General features: G+C 65.2%; 14 protein-coding genes. 11 read left to right on the top strand and 3 right to left on the bottom strand.

The features are described 5' to 3' along the window. Positions 1-25 precede the first annotated feature (25 nt). Complete coding sequence (locus B9Z03_RS24895) at positions 26-1,888, bottom strand: feruloyl-CoA synthase (RefSeq protein ID WP_139832385.1); 1,863 nt, start codon at positions 1,886-1,888, stop codon at positions 26-28. A 148-nt stretch (positions 1,889-2,036) separates the two neighbouring features. Between B9Z03_RS24895 and B9Z03_RS24890 the strand changes: the two genes are divergently transcribed. Both B9Z03_RS24890 and B9Z03_RS24885 read left to right on the top strand, forming a co-directional pair. After that, a complete protein-coding gene (locus tag B9Z03_RS24890) occupies positions 2,037-2,474 on the top strand; it encodes a DUF3237 domain-containing protein (RefSeq protein ID WP_176247629.1) in 438 nt (145 codons plus the stop codon). 45 nt (positions 2,475-2,519) lie between these two features. Further along, on the top strand, positions 2,520-2,993 hold the full coding sequence (locus B9Z03_RS24885) for a DUF3237 domain-containing protein (protein WP_085466695.1): 474 nt from the start codon (positions 2,520-2,522) through the stop codon (positions 2,991-2,993). Positions 2,994-3,041: 48 nt separating this feature from the next. On the opposite strand, the gene B9Z03_RS24880 is transcribed toward B9Z03_RS24885, so the two are convergent. Further along, positions 3,042-3,542, bottom strand: a complete 501-nt coding sequence (locus tag B9Z03_RS24880) for a DUF3237 family protein (RefSeq protein WP_085466694.1) — start codon at positions 3,540-3,542, stop codon at positions 3,042-3,044. Between the two features lie 239 nt (positions 3,543-3,781). Here B9Z03_RS24880 and B9Z03_RS24875 point away from each other — a divergent pair, with 239 nt between their 5' ends. From B9Z03_RS24875 to B9Z03_RS24860, 4 genes are read left to right on the top strand one after another with little or no spacing between them, the layout of a single operon-like run. Beyond that, entirely contained in the window at positions 3,782-4,996 is a 1,215-nt protein-coding gene (locus B9Z03_RS24875) for an acetyl-CoA C-acetyltransferase (RefSeq protein WP_085466693.1), read from the top strand. 2 nt (positions 4,997-4,998) lie between these two features. Beyond that, complete coding sequence (locus B9Z03_RS24870; RefSeq protein ID WP_176247628.1) at positions 4,999-7,101, top strand: 3-hydroxyacyl-CoA dehydrogenase NAD-binding domain-containing protein; 2,103 nt, start codon at positions 4,999-5,001, stop codon at positions 7,099-7,101. 29 nt (positions 7,102-7,130) lie between these two features. Continuing rightward, complete coding sequence (locus B9Z03_RS24865; protein WP_085466691.1) at positions 7,131-8,147, top strand: zinc-dependent alcohol dehydrogenase family protein; 1,017 nt, start codon at positions 7,131-7,133, stop codon at positions 8,145-8,147. Beyond that, on the top strand, positions 8,144-8,605 hold the full coding sequence (locus tag B9Z03_RS24860) for a PaaI family thioesterase (protein WP_085466690.1): 462 nt from the start codon (positions 8,144-8,146) through the stop codon (positions 8,603-8,605). The genes B9Z03_RS24865 and B9Z03_RS24860 overlap by 4 nt, the downstream gene beginning before the upstream one ends. Positions 8,606-8,620: 15 nt before the next feature. Here the strand turns inward: B9Z03_RS24860 and B9Z03_RS24855 are convergent, their stop codons facing one another. Further along, positions 8,621-9,529, bottom strand: coding sequence for a helix-turn-helix domain-containing protein (locus tag B9Z03_RS24855; protein WP_085466689.1), 909 nt, complete (start codon positions 9,527-9,529; stop codon positions 8,621-8,623). 114 nt (positions 9,530-9,643) lie between these two features. Between B9Z03_RS24855 and B9Z03_RS24850 the strand changes: the two genes are divergently transcribed. The 5 genes from B9Z03_RS24850 to B9Z03_RS24830 all read left to right on the top strand — a co-directional run bounded on the left by B9Z03_RS24850 (position 9,644) and on the right by B9Z03_RS24830 (position 15,855). Further along, positions 9,644-11,209 (top strand): 4-hydroxyphenylacetate 3-hydroxylase N-terminal domain-containing protein, encoded by a 1,566-nt coding sequence (locus tag B9Z03_RS24850; RefSeq protein WP_085466688.1) that lies wholly within the window; start codon positions 9,644-9,646, stop codon positions 11,207-11,209. 10 nt (positions 11,210-11,219) lie between these two features. Continuing rightward, positions 11,220-11,732: a flavin reductase gene (locus tag B9Z03_RS24845; RefSeq protein WP_085466687.1), complete on the top strand. Its 513-nt coding sequence runs from the start codon at positions 11,220-11,222 to the stop codon at positions 11,730-11,732. A gap of 207 nt (positions 11,733-11,939) precedes the next feature. Beyond that, positions 11,940-13,997: an ABC transporter ATP-binding protein gene (locus B9Z03_RS24840; RefSeq protein WP_085466686.1), complete on the top strand. Its 2,058-nt coding sequence runs from the start codon at positions 11,940-11,942 to the stop codon at positions 13,995-13,997. A gap of 5 nt (positions 13,998-14,002) precedes the next feature. Further along, on the top strand, positions 14,003-14,956 hold the full coding sequence (locus B9Z03_RS24835) for an ABC transporter permease (protein ID WP_085466685.1): 954 nt from the start codon (positions 14,003-14,005) through the stop codon (positions 14,954-14,956). Between the two features lie 5 nt (positions 14,957-14,961). After that, positions 14,962-15,855, top strand: coding sequence for an ABC transporter permease (locus tag B9Z03_RS24830; RefSeq protein ID WP_085466684.1), 894 nt, complete (start codon positions 14,962-14,964; stop codon positions 15,853-15,855). Positions 15,856-15,861 lie beyond the last annotated feature (6 nt).

The raw sequence follows: 15,861 nt of genomic DNA, 5'->3' as shown, positions 1-15,861 counted from the left end.
AGCGGGCTGCGTCTTGCCGTGAGATTTAGCCTGCGCGGGCGCGGCGCGGGGCCGGGGAGGCGGCTTCCACGGCGTCGACGCTCGCCGGAGCATCATACAGCGAATCAACCAGCGCCCGGCGATTGGCGAGCGTGGCACGCTGGCCGATCGACCCCTTGTCGGTGACCTCTCCGGCCGCTGCAGAAGGCTCGTCGGGCAAGATGGCCACCCGGGCTATGTAAGTGGACGAGCCGGTCGATTGTTCGGCCAGCGTGTCCAGCACCGACTGGATGTGCGCACGGATCGCGGGGTGCCGCGCCAGCGAAGCGAGCGGCAGCGAGGCGTCGCCGGCCATGTCCGCGGCTTCCTGCGGCGACAGGAACACCAGTGCGCCGATCTCGTCCCTGTTCTCGCCGGTGACGACGATGTCGCGCACGACGAGTCCGCTCGCGCTCAGGAAACGGTCGCGCAACTGGCCGACATTGACCCAGGTGCCGCTGGTGAGCTTGAAATCCTCGGCGATGCGCCCCGAGAAGGCGAGGCCCCGCTCCGGCCGTTCGGGGTCGAGGAAGTCCACCGAATCGCCAAGGCAGAGATAGCCTTCCTCGTCGAACAGTTTCGCGGTGAGGTCCGGCTGGCGCCAGTATCCGGGCGTGACGTGAGGACCGGCCACCCGCACCTCGTATTTGTCGCCGAAGGGAACCAGCTTGGTGTCCACGCCCGGCATCGGCAGACCGGCCAGCCCGGGACGCTCGGAGGGCCAGTTGGCGATCAACGAGAAAGGCGAGGTCTCCGTGGCCCCATAGGCGCTCATCACCGGGACGCGTTTGCCGATCGAACGCTCCGACAGGGTGTCCATCTGTTCGAGCAGCGGCGGCGGCAAGGCTGCGCCGGAATAGAAGAACACGCCGACCGACGAGAAGAACCGCCTCGCCAGTTCGGGGTCGGCAGCGAGACGCGGCATCAGTTCGGCGAACCCCTTGGGCACGCTGAAGCACGTCGTCGGCGTCACGTCGCGAAGGTTGCGCACCGTCTCCGCCATGCCCTCGCGCGTCGGCTTGCCGTCGTCGATGTAGAGCGTGCCGCCCAGATAGAGCGTCATGCCGATGGTCTGGTTGCCTCCCGAGGTGTGATGCCAGGGCAGCCAGTCGACGAAGACGGGCGGCTGTTCGCCGAGGAACGGCATGGCCTGGATGAACATCTGCTGGTTCGCGCACCACATGCGGTGGGTCACGGCAACGGCCTTGGGCATGCCGGTCGAGCCGGAGGTGAACAGGAACTTCGCCAGATCGTCGGGACCGGGGCGAGGGGCCTGCGCATCGTCGTCCATCGAGCCGGAGAGCAGCGTGTCGAACCCGGTCACGCCGTGCGGAAAATCTCCCTTCACCGCGACGATCTCGACATCGGCCGGCACGGCCTGGGCAAGGGAGTTCGCAAAGGGGGCGGCGTCCTGCACGAAGACCAGGCCGGGGGTGAGCAGGTTCACGACATGGCGCAGCTTGGCGTAATCGGTGGAGAGCAGCGAATAGGCCGGCGTGACGGAGGCATAGGGCACGCCTGCATGAAGTGCTGCGAAGGTGAGAAGGCCATGCTCGATGGAGCTCCCCGACAGGATGACTATCGGCCGGTCGGGTCCGAGGCCGCGTCGGCGCAGCGCCCCGGCGATCGTGCGGACGAAGCGCGCCGCCTCGCCATAGGTGACGCGTCGCCAGTCGCCGCCGTCGATGCGCTGTGCGATCAGCACGCGTTCCGGATACGCCGCCGCCGTCTCGAACAGACGGTCCGTAAGGCGGTCGGGATAGTCGCGCAACGGGTCCGGCGAGCGCAGCATCAGGACGCCGTCGCCGCGGCGCTCGACGTCGACCGCCGGAGCGGGCACGTTGAGGGCGACATATTGCGGCTTCGGCATGATTTTCCTCCCGAACGGCCTGTGCAGGAGCAGGGCCGAGGCGCTGGACATTGTGTGTCAACGCAAGATAAGAAACAAGTTAATAAATTTTGGATGGTGGTCAAACGTGCAATCTGAGGCGATCGGGACAGTGCCGGAAACTCCTGCGATGCCGGGGCTGGAATGGGCCTTCACGTTGGAGATCGATTTCGATCTCGGCCTCCTCCATGAGACGGTTGCGGGGGAAAAGGGCTTCCTGAGAGCGAGCGGCGGCAAGGTGTTCGGCCCGCGCCTCGACGGGGTGGTGGCTGACCAGGCCGGCGACTGGCCGGTGCTGCGCCCCGATGGAATCGTAGAGAGCGACGCCCGCTACATGATCCGTGCGACCGATGGCGGGCAGATCTATATGCGCAGCCGCGGCTATCTTCGCGGTGATCTCGGTGCGTTCCGCGCCGGACTGCCGCCGGTCGGGGCGCTGTACTATCGCTGCACGCCGCAGTTCGACGCGTCCGTCGGCCCGCACCAGTGGCTGGCGCGTTCCGTGTTCGTAGGCAGCGGCCGGCTGAGCCGCGAGGGCGCGCGTATCGACGTCTTCGAAGTGCTCTAGGTCTGCCGCCGCAACGTATCCCGCTTCCAGGATGGATCAGAACTGATGAAGGCCCCCGAACTCGAATTCGCCATGCAGGTGACGTTGCGGTTGAAGAGGCCGCGGCTCGAGGTGCCCGACCTGCCGGTCGGCGGCAGCCGGCTGGGCGTCGCGGTGGAGAGTGGCCACTTCGAAGGGCCGAACATACGCGGCGAGGTGATCCCCGGCGGCGGCGAATGGCCTCATGTGCGCACAGACGGCGTCTTCTGCTTCGATGCCCGCTATCACATGCGGGAGGAGGACGGGACGTTGATTTATCTGCAGAATCGCGGCTATCGCCACGCCTCTCCGGAGGTCATGGAGCGCCTCTACGCGCTGCGGCCTGGCGATCTCGTGGATCCTTCGGAATATTACTTCCGGTGCACCCCCACCTTCGAAACCGCGCCCGGCAAGCACGACTGGCTGTCGCGGCACGTCTTCATCGGCATGGGAGAGAGAATGGAGGAGGGCAACCGGATCACCTACTACAAGGTGCTCTGATCCTTGAGGAGGAGCGCGGACAAGGCGGCCGCGCACCTCCCGCATGTCCTATTTGACGATATAGTAGTGGAACACGGAATACTCGGCGTGGCGCTCGCCGCAGCCGACGATGACGTGGCGCGTCAGCCAGTCGTGCTTGCCGACCGGCGTATCGAACGTCGGCGACAGCCGCATGTAGTATTCGGAGAAGTCCACGGGTTCCAGCGCCTCCTGGCGGCGGGCAACCTCCGGCGGTGCATACCGGTAGCCATTGTTGCGCATGTAGATCATTGTGCCGTCGTCGGCTTCCAGCATGTAGTGCGCGTGGAACATCACCGTGTGATCCTCGCGATAAAGAGCCCAGTCGCCGCCGGAATTGGGAACCACGCGACCGGTGAGGCGAGGTCCGTCCACGATGCCGCCGGCGGCCGAGACGAAGCCGCGCACGCCGCCGCTGGGGATCTTGCCTATCTTCTTGCGAATGCCCAGCTCCAGCCTGATCCGGAATGCGAACTCCAGTCCAAGCTGCGGCGGGTTCATCGGCAAGGGATTCGATGTGATGTCCGACATCCGGCTCTGTCCTCTTTGAAAAAATGCGGGAGGCGAACCCAATGTTGCGCCGCCCGCAAGATCGGGAGCGTCCGGTCCCGGCGAGCCGTGCGTCGGACAGGAAAATTGCTTAACTCATTTAGTTCTTTCGGTCCATAGGGCCGCTATGCATTCCGTCGGCGTGACCGGGCTCGACGGATTGACTTGCACACTTAACGCGTGAAATAAGCTCGCCGAGCCAGCCGCCCGGAGGAGAAGTCGTGCACGAGGCCTATATTTTCGACGCCGTTCGGACGCCAAGGGCCAAAGGCCGCCCGAACGGCGCGCTACATACGCTTTCGCCGATCGACCTCGGCGCGACGGTGCTCAAGGAACTCGACAGCCGCACGGGCTTCGCTGCGGCCTCGCCCGACGACGTCATCTTCGGATGCGGGGACGGTGTCAACGACCAGGGCGCCAATCTCGCGCGCTCCTCGGTGCTTCATGCCGGAATGCCGGACAGTATTCCCGGCGTGACGGTCAGCCGCTTCTGCGCGTCCGGGCTGGATGCAGTGAACGCTGCGGCCGGGCGCGTCATGGCGGGACAGGCGGATCTGATCGTGGCAGGCGGCATCGAGATGATGTCGATCATTCCGATCGCCGGGACGGGCGGCCCCAATGGCAGCGACGCGTTCTTCAACAATGAAGCGCATTTCACGCCGCTCGGCATGGCCGCCGACCTCCTGGGCACGTTGTGCGGTCACAGCCGCGAGCAGGCGGATGCTTATGCCGCTGAATCGCAGGCGCGCGCCGCGCGAGCCTGGCAGGAGGGCCGTTTCGACCGTTCGATCGTCGCCGTGAAGGATGTCAACGGGACGCTGATGCTCGACCGCGACGAATACATGCGTTCGGGCACCAGCGCAGAGGATCTCGGCAAGCTGCCGGCGGCTTTCAAGGCGATGGGCGAGAAGGGCGGCTACGACGCAGTCGTTCGCCAGCGCTATCCCGAGGTGCTGAATGTCGCGCACATCCACACGGCCGGCAATTCCTCCGGCATCGTCGACGGCGCCGCCGCGATGCTGATCGGGACGCGCGAGGCGGGCGAGAAGCTTGGTCTGACGCCGCGCGCGGTGATCCGCACCTTCGCCACCACGGCGATGGACCCGTGCCTGATGCTCGCCTCACCTGCCGACGCCACGGAAAAAGCGCTTCAACGCGCCGGCAAGACGTTGGCTGACGTCGATCTGTTCGAGGTGAACGAGGCCTTCGCATCGGTGGTGCTGCATTTCATGGAGCGCACCGGCGTTTCGCACGATCGAGTAAACGTCAACGGCGGCGCCATCGCGCTTGGCCATCCGATCGGCGCGACGGGTGTCATGCTGACCAACACCATGATCGACGAACTCGAACGGACCGGCGCGCGCAGCGGCATCGTCACGCTGTGCGTCGGTCTCGGCATGGGCGTCGCCACCTACATCGAACGTTTCGGAGCCTGAGCGTGATCACGACCACCAAGCTGGAAGACGGGATCGTCCGGCTCGATATTTCGACGCCCGGCCCGGTCAACACGCTGTCGCGCGACTTCAACCTCGAATTCGGCCGCGTCGTGGACGAATTGCTCGGCAATCCGGATGTCACGGGCATCGTCATCACGTCGCCGAAGGACGATTTCGCCGTCGGTGGCAACCTCGACGAACTGCGCGCCGCGATGACGCCTGATGAGGTGACCGCGATCGTCGACCCGTTCACGGCGGCGCTGAGACGGTTCGAGACCGGAAGAAAGCCGGTCGTCGCGGCGCTCAACGGCACCGCACTCGGCGGCGGCTACGAACTCGCGCTCGGCTGCCACCGCCGCATCGCGGCCGATCGCAAGGATGCTCTGTTCGGACTGCCGGAAGCCGGCTTGGGGCTGATGCCCGGTGGCGGCGGCACGCAGAGACTGCCGCGCCTGATCGGGCTCGCGGCCGCGGCCGATCTGATCCTGCGCGGCAAGACGCTTGCCGTCGCCGAGGCGCAGTCTGCCGGGCTTGTCGATGAGGTCGTCCCTGCTTCTGACCTGATCGCGGCCGCCGTCCGCTGGATCAAGACCAACCCGAAGGCGGGACAGCCCTGGGACCAGAAGGGCTACCAGCTTCCGGGCGACGACCCGAACTCGCAGAAGGGCCGCATGTTCTTTGCCGGTGCCTGGGCCAAGGCGCGGCAGCGCTCCGCCGGCACCGACGCGGCGGCCTTTGCCATCCTCCATGCGTTGCATCACGGTCTGGAGCGCACAATCGATCCGGCAATTGCGATCGAAAGGCGCCAGTTCATCAAGCTCGCGGCGTCACCTGAGGCGAAGAATCGTATCCGGTCCGGTTTCTATGGTCCACGCGCGGCGCGGCCCAATCCTCCCGCGAGCGCAGGTGACGCCATCAAGACGCTCGGCGTGGTCGGCGGCGGCATGATGGGCAACGGCATTGCCTTCTCGGCCGCGCGGGCCGGTCTCTCCGTGAGGCTCATCGACGTCTCGGAGGACAAGGCGCGCGAGAGCTTCGACCGCATCGCGGCGATCGCCGGCCGGCAGGTCGAGCGGGGCCGGATGTCGCCCGAGGCGCGCGAAGCGCTGTTGGCGCGGGTCGGAACCGGCGCGGATTACGCCGCCCTGAAAGACGCGGACTTCGTCATCGAGGCGGTATTCGAGCGTCTTGATGTGAAGCACGATGTGCTCGGCAAGGTGGCGTCTGTGGTCAGGCCGGGGGTTACCGTCGCCAGCAACACGTCGACCATTCCGATGACCCGCCTGGCTCAGCCGCTGGCGGATCGCAGCCGGATCATCGGCATGCACTTCTTCGCACCTGTCGAGACGATGAAGCTGCTGGAGATCGTTCACGGAGCAGACACGTCGGCCAAGGCCAAGGGCGAGGCGCAGTTCATCGCCAGGCTGCTCGGCAAGACGCCGATCGTCGTCAACGATGGCCTTGGCTTCTATACAAGCCGCATCGTCTCGAGCCTTTCCAGCGAGGCGATGACACTGGTCGCGGAAGGGGTGGCGCCGCAGATCATCGACAACGTCATGCTGGACATCGGCTTCGCCATCGGCCCAGCTACGCTGGCGGAGCTGACGAAGCTGCCGCTGCTGCGCGACATCATGGCCTCGATGAGCGGCGAGGGGACACCTGTCTCGATGAAGGGATCCCGCGCGATCGAAGCGCTCGACCGATTGATCGCCGCTGGACGCGAGGGCAAGCTCGCCGGCAAGGGCATCTACGATTACACGCCCGACGGGCCAGTCCTCTGGTCGGGGCTGAAAGATCTGTTCCCTCCGACACGACTCGAGCCGAAGATCGTGCGCCGGAGATTGCTGCACACCCAATCGCTCGAGGCCGTACGCGCCCTGGAGGACGGAACCGTGACCGATCCGCTCACGGCGGACATGGCGGCTGTAACCGGATGGGGCTATCCGATCCATCTCGGTGGGCCGTTCGCCTGCATCGACACGATCGGCGCGCGGACGTTCGTGGAGCAATGCCGGGACCTGGAGACACGCTTCGGCGAACGCTTCGCCGTGCCGGCCCTGCTTGACAGGATGGCGCGGGACGGCACCACCTTCCACAGCCTGTGATTGCCCAAACAAAGAACGAGGAGACGACCATGAGAGCCGCACGCGTCGACCAGATGGGCCTTGAGAACCTTGCGTTGGTGGAATTGCCCGATCCCGCGCCCGGCCCCGGCGAGGTGCTGGTCGCGATGAAGGCGGCCTCGCTCAACTATCGCGACCTGCTTGCCGTCAAGGGCGGCTATGGCAGCATGCAGAAGCAGGAAAAGCTGATCCCGCTTTCGGACGGCGCCGGCGAGATCGTAGCCGTCGGCGAAAAAGTGCGCGGGTGGAAAGTCGGTGACCGCGTCATCTCCTGCTTCTTCCCGGACTGGCAGGCGGGACCTCTGCGCATGGAATGCGTCGGGACAGATCTCGGCGGCCGTTTCGACGGCGTCGCGGCGGAGAAGCGTGTGTTTCGCCAGGATGCACTGGTGAAGCTTCCCGACAATCTGAGCTATCTCGAGGGCGCCAGCCTGCCCTGCGCGGCGGCGACGGCCTGGAACGCCGTCATCGAGAAGGGTGGGGTAGGACCCGGGCACCGCGTGCTGACCCAGGGAACCGGCGGCGTGTCGCTGTTCGCTCTGCAGTTTGCCGTCATGGCCGGTGCGGAGGTCTATGCGACCTCGTCGAGCCCCGAGAAACTGGACCTGCTGAAGACGCTCGGCGCCCGCCACGTCTTCAACTACAAGGAAGACCAGGCGTGGGGAGCGTCGGTGCAGAAGGCGACGCGTGGCCTCGGAATCGACGTTGCCGTGGAGATCGGTGGGGCCGAGACACTGAAACAGACCATGCGCGCCATGACGCTCGGCGGCACGATCGCGATGGTTGGCGTGGTCACCGGCGCCAAGGCCGAACTCAACGTGCCGATCGTCGCCATGCAGGAGACGCGCATCGAGGGCGTCACCGCGGGAAGCCGCGCCTCGTTGCAGCGCCTTGTGGACGCGATCTCGCGCAGTGGCGTCAAGCCGGTTATCGACCAGCGCGTCTTTACGCTGGAGACGTTGCGTGAAGGCCTGGAATACCTCGCCTCGGGCAAGCATGTCGGCAAGGTGTGCGTGGAGATCGGATGAACCAGAAGTCGCCGGCCGGCCCTGTCTCCAACCCCGACCTCGACGCGATCCGTGCCTTCGCGGCGGGCTCCCGGCCAACTGGCCGTATCGACACCTCGCCGCTGCTGGTGGCGCTCGGCGCCGAGCTCATCGGCTTCGACGCGGCGCGCAAGGAAATCCTTCTACGCTACGCGCCGGAAGACCTGTTCCGGCAGGGCGCGGGTTTCATCCAGGGAGGCGCTGTAACGGCGATGCTGGACTTCGCCATGGCTTTCGCAGGGCTGGCCGCGGGAGAAGCGGGCACGACGATCACCACCGCGAACATGAATATCTCGTTTCTTGCGCCGGCCGCCGGCGCGACCTACGAGGCGCGCGGATGGATATCGAAGCAGGGACGGCGGGTGATGTTCGCGGGCGCGGAACTCTCGGCCGGCGACCGCCCGGTGGCCGCTGCTACATCGACCCTTCTGGTCGTCTGACGGCAGACCGGAATATCAACCATTCGCGCCTGGCCGAGCGAGAGCGCTGCCCAGAACCTCTGACTGAGACCGCCGCCATTCTCCCGGCGGCTGACCCATGCGCTTGCGGAAGGCACGGGAGAAATAGGCCGCGTCGCGGATACCGATCTCGTAGGCAATATCCTCGACCGAGCGCACGGTGAACAGCAGCAGGCGCTTGGCCTCCAGCAGGCGCCGTTCCGCGATAAGCTCCTTCACCGGCACGCCGAAGGAAGCGAGGCTGGCTTTTGCCAGCAGGTGCGATGTCGTGCCCAGCGCGTCGACATAGGTCGCGATCGGCCAGTTGTCCCTGAAATGCGCATCGACGAGCTCACGCAGCCGGTTTGCAAGGTGTCGCTGCGGCGGAACGGCTGGCGCGGGCACCGCGGCCGCAAGGACGGCGATCTGTCCCAGCGCGGCTGCGACTAGCGGCATCGTGACGGTCTCGGCGGACGCGGCCGCATGTGCATACTCGTCCAGGACGAGGTGCATGGTCCGCGACAGGCGATCCCAAAGGGCCGGATCGGCGGCGTCGCGTATCATCACCGGCGCAGACAACGGCAGCGAAACCATGCCGGCGATGGACGACAGCGCACCATCGGCGATGGAGATGACGATGGCGTCCGTCTCGTCCGCCGCGACGGTGAAGCCGTGAACCACGCCACTGGGCATGAAACTCACCGCCGGCGCGGAAAAATCCAAGACCTCGTCCTCGATAAGATAGCTGCCATGGCCCTTCGTCCAGAAGGTTATCTGGGCCAGGCGGTCGTGCAGATGCGGTTCGACACGGCCGAAATGCAGGTCTCTTCGCGCCATGACGGTCTCCGCATGCACGAAGCCGAGCCCGAAAGGCCTTGGCGCCTCACCGTAGACGAAAAAAGTCGGAACAGTCCCTAACGTGTTCATTACAGGAAAAAGTACAACCGGTTAGGGTGTTTTGTCCATGGCTGGCCAGGTGACGACCTCGTATTTTCATCCGGCTCGAACACATGTTCGCGGACGGCATCAGGGAGGAAAGAGATGCGATCGGAAGATTTCAGGGCGGATTCCACGCGTCCATTCACCGGCGCCGAATACATGGCGAGCCTGCGAGACGGGCGTGAGGTCTACATAAACGGCGAGCGCGTGGCAGATGTGACGGCGCATCCAGCCATGCGCAACTCGGTGCGCTCGCTGGCGCGCATGTATGATGCGCTGCACGACGAGAAGACCAAGCCGATCCTGACGTCGCCCACCGACACCGGCTCAGGCGGCTACACGCACAAATATTTCCGCGTCGCCAAATCCTCCCAGGACCTCGTCGCGCAGCAGGCTGCCATCGCCGAGTGGGCGCGGATGTCCTACGGCTGGATGGGTCGAACGGCCGACTACAAGGCGGCGCTGATGAACACGCTCGGCGCCAATGCCGACTGGTACGGGCCGTTCAAGGAGAACGCGCTCGCCTGGCACAAGCGCGCTCAGGAATCGGTGCTGTTCATGAACCATGCGATCGTCAATCCGCCGATCGATCGCCACAAGCCGGCCGAAGCGGTGAAGGACGTCTTCGTGCACATCACCAAGGAAACCGACGCGGGCATCTACGTCACGGGCGCGAAAGTGGTGGCAACGTCCTCCGCGCTGACGCACTACAACTTCCTCGCCCAGAGTTCGGCGACCGTGACGGAAGACCCGTCGCTTTCGGTGATGTTCATCGTTCCGATGAACGCTCCCGGCATCAAGATGTTCTGCCGGGTCTCCTACGAGGAGACCGCGAACACGGTCGGCCATCCGTTCGATTACCCGCTGTCGTCCCGCTTCGACGAGAACGATGCGATCCTCGTCCTCGACAACGTGTTCATCCCGTGGGAGGACGTGCTCGTCCTGCGCGACGCCGGCAAGATCCTGTCGTTCCACCCGGCGTCGGGCTTCATGCACGGCTACTGCTTCCAGGGCTGCACGCGACTCGGCGTGAAGCTCGACTTCCTGGCAGGCCTGCTCGCCAAGGCGCTGCGGGCAACCGGCGGCGACGCGTTCCGCGGCAACCAGGCATTGCTTGGCGAGGTGATCGCCATAAGGCATCAGTTCTGGGCGTTTTCCAACGCGATGGCCTACAATCCGATCCCGTGGGCCGGCGGCGCCGTGCTGCCAAATCTCGAGGCCGCGCTCTGCTATCGCACCTTCATGTCGGAGGCCTATCCGAAGGTCATCGACATCGTGCGCAGGACCGTGGCGTCGGGCCTGATCTACCTGCCGTCCTCGGCCAAGGATTTCGCCAATCCCGAGATCGACAAGTATCTCGCCCGCTATGTGCGCGGCTCCGACAACATGGGTCATATCGAGCGCATCAAGATCATGAAGCTGCTGTGGGACGCGACCGGAACCGAGTTCGGCGGCCGCCATGCGCTTTACGAGCTCAACTATGCCGGCGCACCCGAGGAGGTTCGCCTCCAGGTGCTCAAGGGCGCGGAGCGCGGCGGCCGCCTCAAGGAGATGGAGGCGTTGGTGGATCGCTGCATGGCCGACTATGACGAAAACGGCTGGACGGGAGACACCTGGCTGCCGCCGCTGGACCGGTCGTCCGGCGACAGCGCGCTCGCTGCCGAGTGAGCCCAGACCGATGGACGAGGTCGTCAACCGCACCGAGTTCCGCAACGCAATGGCGCGCGTCTGCGCGCCGGTGAACGTGATCACCACCAGCGGCCCGTCCGGTCGGGGCGGCTTCACGGCGACTGCGATGTGCAGCGTCACCGACGAGCCGCCGACGCTGCTGGTGTGCATGAACAGCCGATCGACTCAGGCGCAGCTGTTCCTCGAGAACCGCAGCTTCTGCGTCAACGTGCTGACGGGAGAGCACAAGGGGCTGGCCTCGTCCTTCGCGGGCGCGCAGCCCGACATGGCGGCTCGCTATGCGTCCGCCGATTGGGTCGAACTTCCGTCCGGAAGTCCTGCACTCGCAGACGCGATCGTCTCGTTCGACTGCCGGCTGGTCGATTCCCATCGGGTGGGCACGCACCACGTCTTCATCGGCGAGGTGACGCATATCCGTTCGCGCAAGGACGGTCACGCGCTGCTCTACTTCGACCGAAATTTCGTCCACGTGCCGAGCCAGACGGGAAGCTTCGGAGGCTGACATCGATTCCTGCTGCCGGCCTGCCGATTCTATATTTAACGTGTTATTATTATTGCTTCCGGGCGCCGCGGCGGCTACACAGGGCGCGCATGTCCGGAAGGTCGGGAGAACCCGCCGGCGTCGACGCTTTTGTTGGGAGGCAAGGCTGTCTTATTCTTTTCCCGAAGCCACCGCTGCATGGCGCCGTTCTCTTGGTGGTAGCGGATCATGAACGCCGGCGTCGTGCTCCAGCCCGGGGTCTCTGATCCGGTCAGGCTTGACCCATGCGAACCGCTCCTCGACATCCGCAACCTGACCGTGGAGTTCCGCTCGGCGCGCGGCTCGGTGCGCGCCATCGACGATTTGAGCCTCAAGGTGTCGGCCGGCGAATTCCTGGCGATCGTCGGCGAGTCGGGATCGGGCAAGTCGGTGACCGCGCTCTCCATCATGCGCCTGTTGCCGACGCAGACGGCGCTCGTGTCGAGCGGTAGCGTCAGATTCGACGGACGCGACCTGCTGCAGCTTTCGCCGGAAGAGATGCGACAGGTGCGCGGCAAGGACATCGGCATGGTGTTCCAGGAGCCGATGACGTCTCTCAATCCGATCCTGACGATCGGATTCCAGATCACCGAGAGCCTCAAGGTCCATTTCGGCCTGTCGGACGCGGAGGCCGACGCGCGCGCGATCGAATTGCTCGGCATGGTCGGCATTCCCGACGCGGGACGCCGGCTGAAGCAGTATCCGCACCAGTTCTCCGGTGGAATGCGGCAGCGAGTGATGATCGCGATCGCGCTGGCGTGCAATCCCAAGCTGATCATCGCCGACGAGCCGACCACGGCCCTCGACGTGACCGTCCAGGTGCAAATCCTCGACCTGATGCGTGACCTTGCCCGGCGGCTCAACGTGGCCCTGATCGTGATCACGCACAATCTCGCGGTCGTGGCGCGCTACGCCGACCGGATCGCGGTCATGTATGCCGGCCAGCTCGTCGAGGTCGGCGATGCGATGAACGTCTTCACCCGTTCGCGCCACGTCTATACGCAAGGACTGCTTCGGTCGGTTCCGAGGCTCGACGAACCGCGCCGCGCCAGGCTTGAATCGATCGAGGGACTGCCACCAAACCTTGCACAGCTTCCGACCGGGTGTCGGTTCGCTCCGCGTTGCCCGTTGCGGGAGGAAGCATGCTCCGAGGCAGGGCAACTTACCACGACCGATGTCGGGACGCTTTCGGCCTGCCGCCGCCATGCGGAACTTGCGGCGGGCCGGATCGGCTGGCCATCGGAAGGAGGGCAGGGGCACGTCCGCGACGCGGCCGGGCGTGAGACGCTGATCTCGATCCGAAATCTCGCCAAGACCTTTCCGGTTGCCTCGGGCTTTGGCCGTCCGACCGCGCATGTTCGAGCGGTACAGAACTTCAGCATCGACATCCACAAGGGCGAGACGCTGGGCCTTGTCGGAGAATCCGGCTGCGGCAAGTCGACGGTCGGCCGGCTGCTGCTCCGTCTCGAGGAGCCCAGCGAGGGCACTGTCACCTTCGAGAGGAAAGACGTCCACGCCGCAAGCGGCCGCGAACTGACCGAATTGCGCCGGAAGATCCAGGTGATCTTCCAGGATCCTTTCAGCTCTCTCAACCCGCGCATGACGGTGGGCGACATCATCCGCGAGCCATTGCAAGTCTACCGTCTGGCCCCGGATCGGGCGGCGCGGGAGGCGCGCCTGTCGGAACTCCTGTCGCAGGTGGGGCTGCGCCCGGAGGTCGCCGAGCGTTATCCGCACCAGCTCTCGGGTGGCCAGCGCCAGCGCGTGGGCATCGCGCGCGCTCTCGCCCTGGAGCCATCCTTCATCGTCTGCGACGAGGCGGTATCGGCGCTCGACGTGTCGATCCAGGGGCAGATCATCAACCTGCTTGAAGATCTCCAGCGCAGCCTTGGCCTGACCTATCTCTTCATCGCGCATGACCTCGCCGTCGTGCGTCACATCTCGACCCGCGTGGTGGTGATGTATCTGGGCCGCATCATGGAGATAGCGGACCGTGACGAACTCTATGCGCGGCCAGTCCACCCGTACACGGCGACGCTTATGGAGGTGGCGCCGACGCCCGATCCAGTGAAGGAACGTGCGAAGGTGTTCAAGGCGGTGAAGGGCGATCTGCCCAGCCCTCTCAACGTGCCGGCCGGGTGCGTCTTCCATACTCGCTGTCCGAAGGCAGGGCCTGAGTGCCGCCAGACGGTTCCGGACCTGCGCGAAATCCGGCCCGGGCATTTCGCAGCCTGCATCAAGGTGTAACGCTCATGCTCGCCTACATCTTCAAGCGTGTGCTGTTGGCGATCCCCACCCTGCTTGGGGTCGCGGTGCTGACCTTCTTTCTTCTCCGCGTGGTGCCCGGGGATATCGTGCGTGTGAAGCTGATGTCGGACGGCGGTGCGGTGTCGGAGGAGACCGTCCAGGCCGAGCGCCAGCGGCTTGGCCTCGACAAGCCGCTGTTCGTGCAGTTCGGCGACTGGATGACGGGGTTTGCGACGCTCGACTTCGGCAATTCGATGTGGACCGAGCGCCCGGTAACGCAGGAGATCGGCATCCGTTTTGGCCCGACCTTCCAGATCGCGGTGATGGCGACCCTGCTGGCGCTGGTGATCGCCGTACCTCTCGGGACGATGTCGGCGCTGAAGCGAGGCACCGCCACAGACTATGTCATCCGCCTCGTGACGATGACCGGCCTCGCCTTGCCGGCTTTCTGGGTTGGAATGCTGCTGCTGCTCTTCCTGCTCAAGACGTTTCACTGGCTGCCGTCGATCCGCTACGTGCCGATCTATGTCGATCCGTTCGCGAACCTGGCCCAACTGATCTGGCCTTCGCTCGTGGTCGGCGTGCGGTTCTCGGCGGTGCTTGCGCGCATGGTGCGCTCGTCGCTGCTGGATGTGCTGGGCGAGGACTACATCCGGACGGCGCGGGCGAAGGGCGTGCGCGAGCGCACGGTCGTGTGGGTGCATGCGCTTCGCAATGCCCTTTTGCCGGCGATCACCGTGGTCGGGCTAGAGTTCGCCTTTCTTATCGGCGGGCTGGTCGTCACCGAGCAAGTGTTCAACATCAACGGGCTCGGCAAGCTGTTCATCGAGGCGGTGACGCGAAACGATTTCACGCTGATCCAGGGCATGGTGATGCTGTTCGCCACGATCTACATCGTCGTCAACCTCTTGGTCGACCTGCTTTACGCAGTGGTCGACCCGCGCATCCGCGTCAGGTAGGTGTCATGTCCGCTGTCATCGCTTCCCAGAGATCAGGATCAGGCTGCGCGCTGAAGGCTTTGCTGTCGTTCTGCAGTTCACAGCCCGTCGCGGCCGCGAGCCTGCTGCTGATCTTGCTCTTCCTGGGCGCGAGTATCTTCGCGCGGCAACTCGCTCCGTTCGATCCGCTCGACGTCGACTATGGCAGCATCCTGACGCCGCCGGACGCCGTCCATTGGTTCGGCACAGACGCCTTCGGGCGGGACATCCTGTCTCGACTGATCCATGGCGCGCGTTCCGCGCTGACCATCGGTATCATCTCCGCAGTGCTCGGCTGCTCGCTTGGCGCGATCATCGGGATCTTCTCCGCCTATTTCGGCGGTCGTTTCGACGCGATCCTGCAACGCGCGCTGGAGCTGCTGCTCGCCTTTCCGCTGGTGGTGCTAGCGCTGGTGATCGTTGCAATCCTCGGCCGTCACCCGATCTACGGCGTCGACGTCACGCTGATCCTGGCGATCGCCATTCCGATGATTGCGCCGGTGTCGCGCGTTCTGCGGGCGGCAGCGCTTTCCGTCCGCAAGCAGCCCTTCGTCGACGCGGCGATCACAGCGGGATACTCGCACGGCCGCATCGTCTTCCGCCACATGATGCCCAATCTCGTCGCACCCTATCTGGTGATGCTGTCGTCCTATATCGCGCAGGCCATTCTTCTCGAATCGACGCTTTCATTCCTCGGGCTCGGCATCGCCGAGCCGACGCCGAGCTGGGGCCTGATGCTGTCCGGCAACGCCGCCGACTTCTTCGAGACCGCGCCATGGCTCATCATCTTTCCTGGCGCGGCGATCAGCCTCGCGGTCATTGCGTTCAATCTCTTCGGCGACGGGTTGCGGGATTGGCTCGATCCACGGTTCCAGCAGTGACGCCTC

The sequence above is a fragment of the Mesorhizobium australicum genome (assembly GCF_900177325.1).
Taxonomy (GTDB): Bacteria; Pseudomonadota; Alphaproteobacteria; order Rhizobiales; family Rhizobiaceae; genus Mesorhizobium_A; species Mesorhizobium_A australicum_A.
This window is presented reverse-complemented; position numbering and strand designations above follow the sequence as displayed.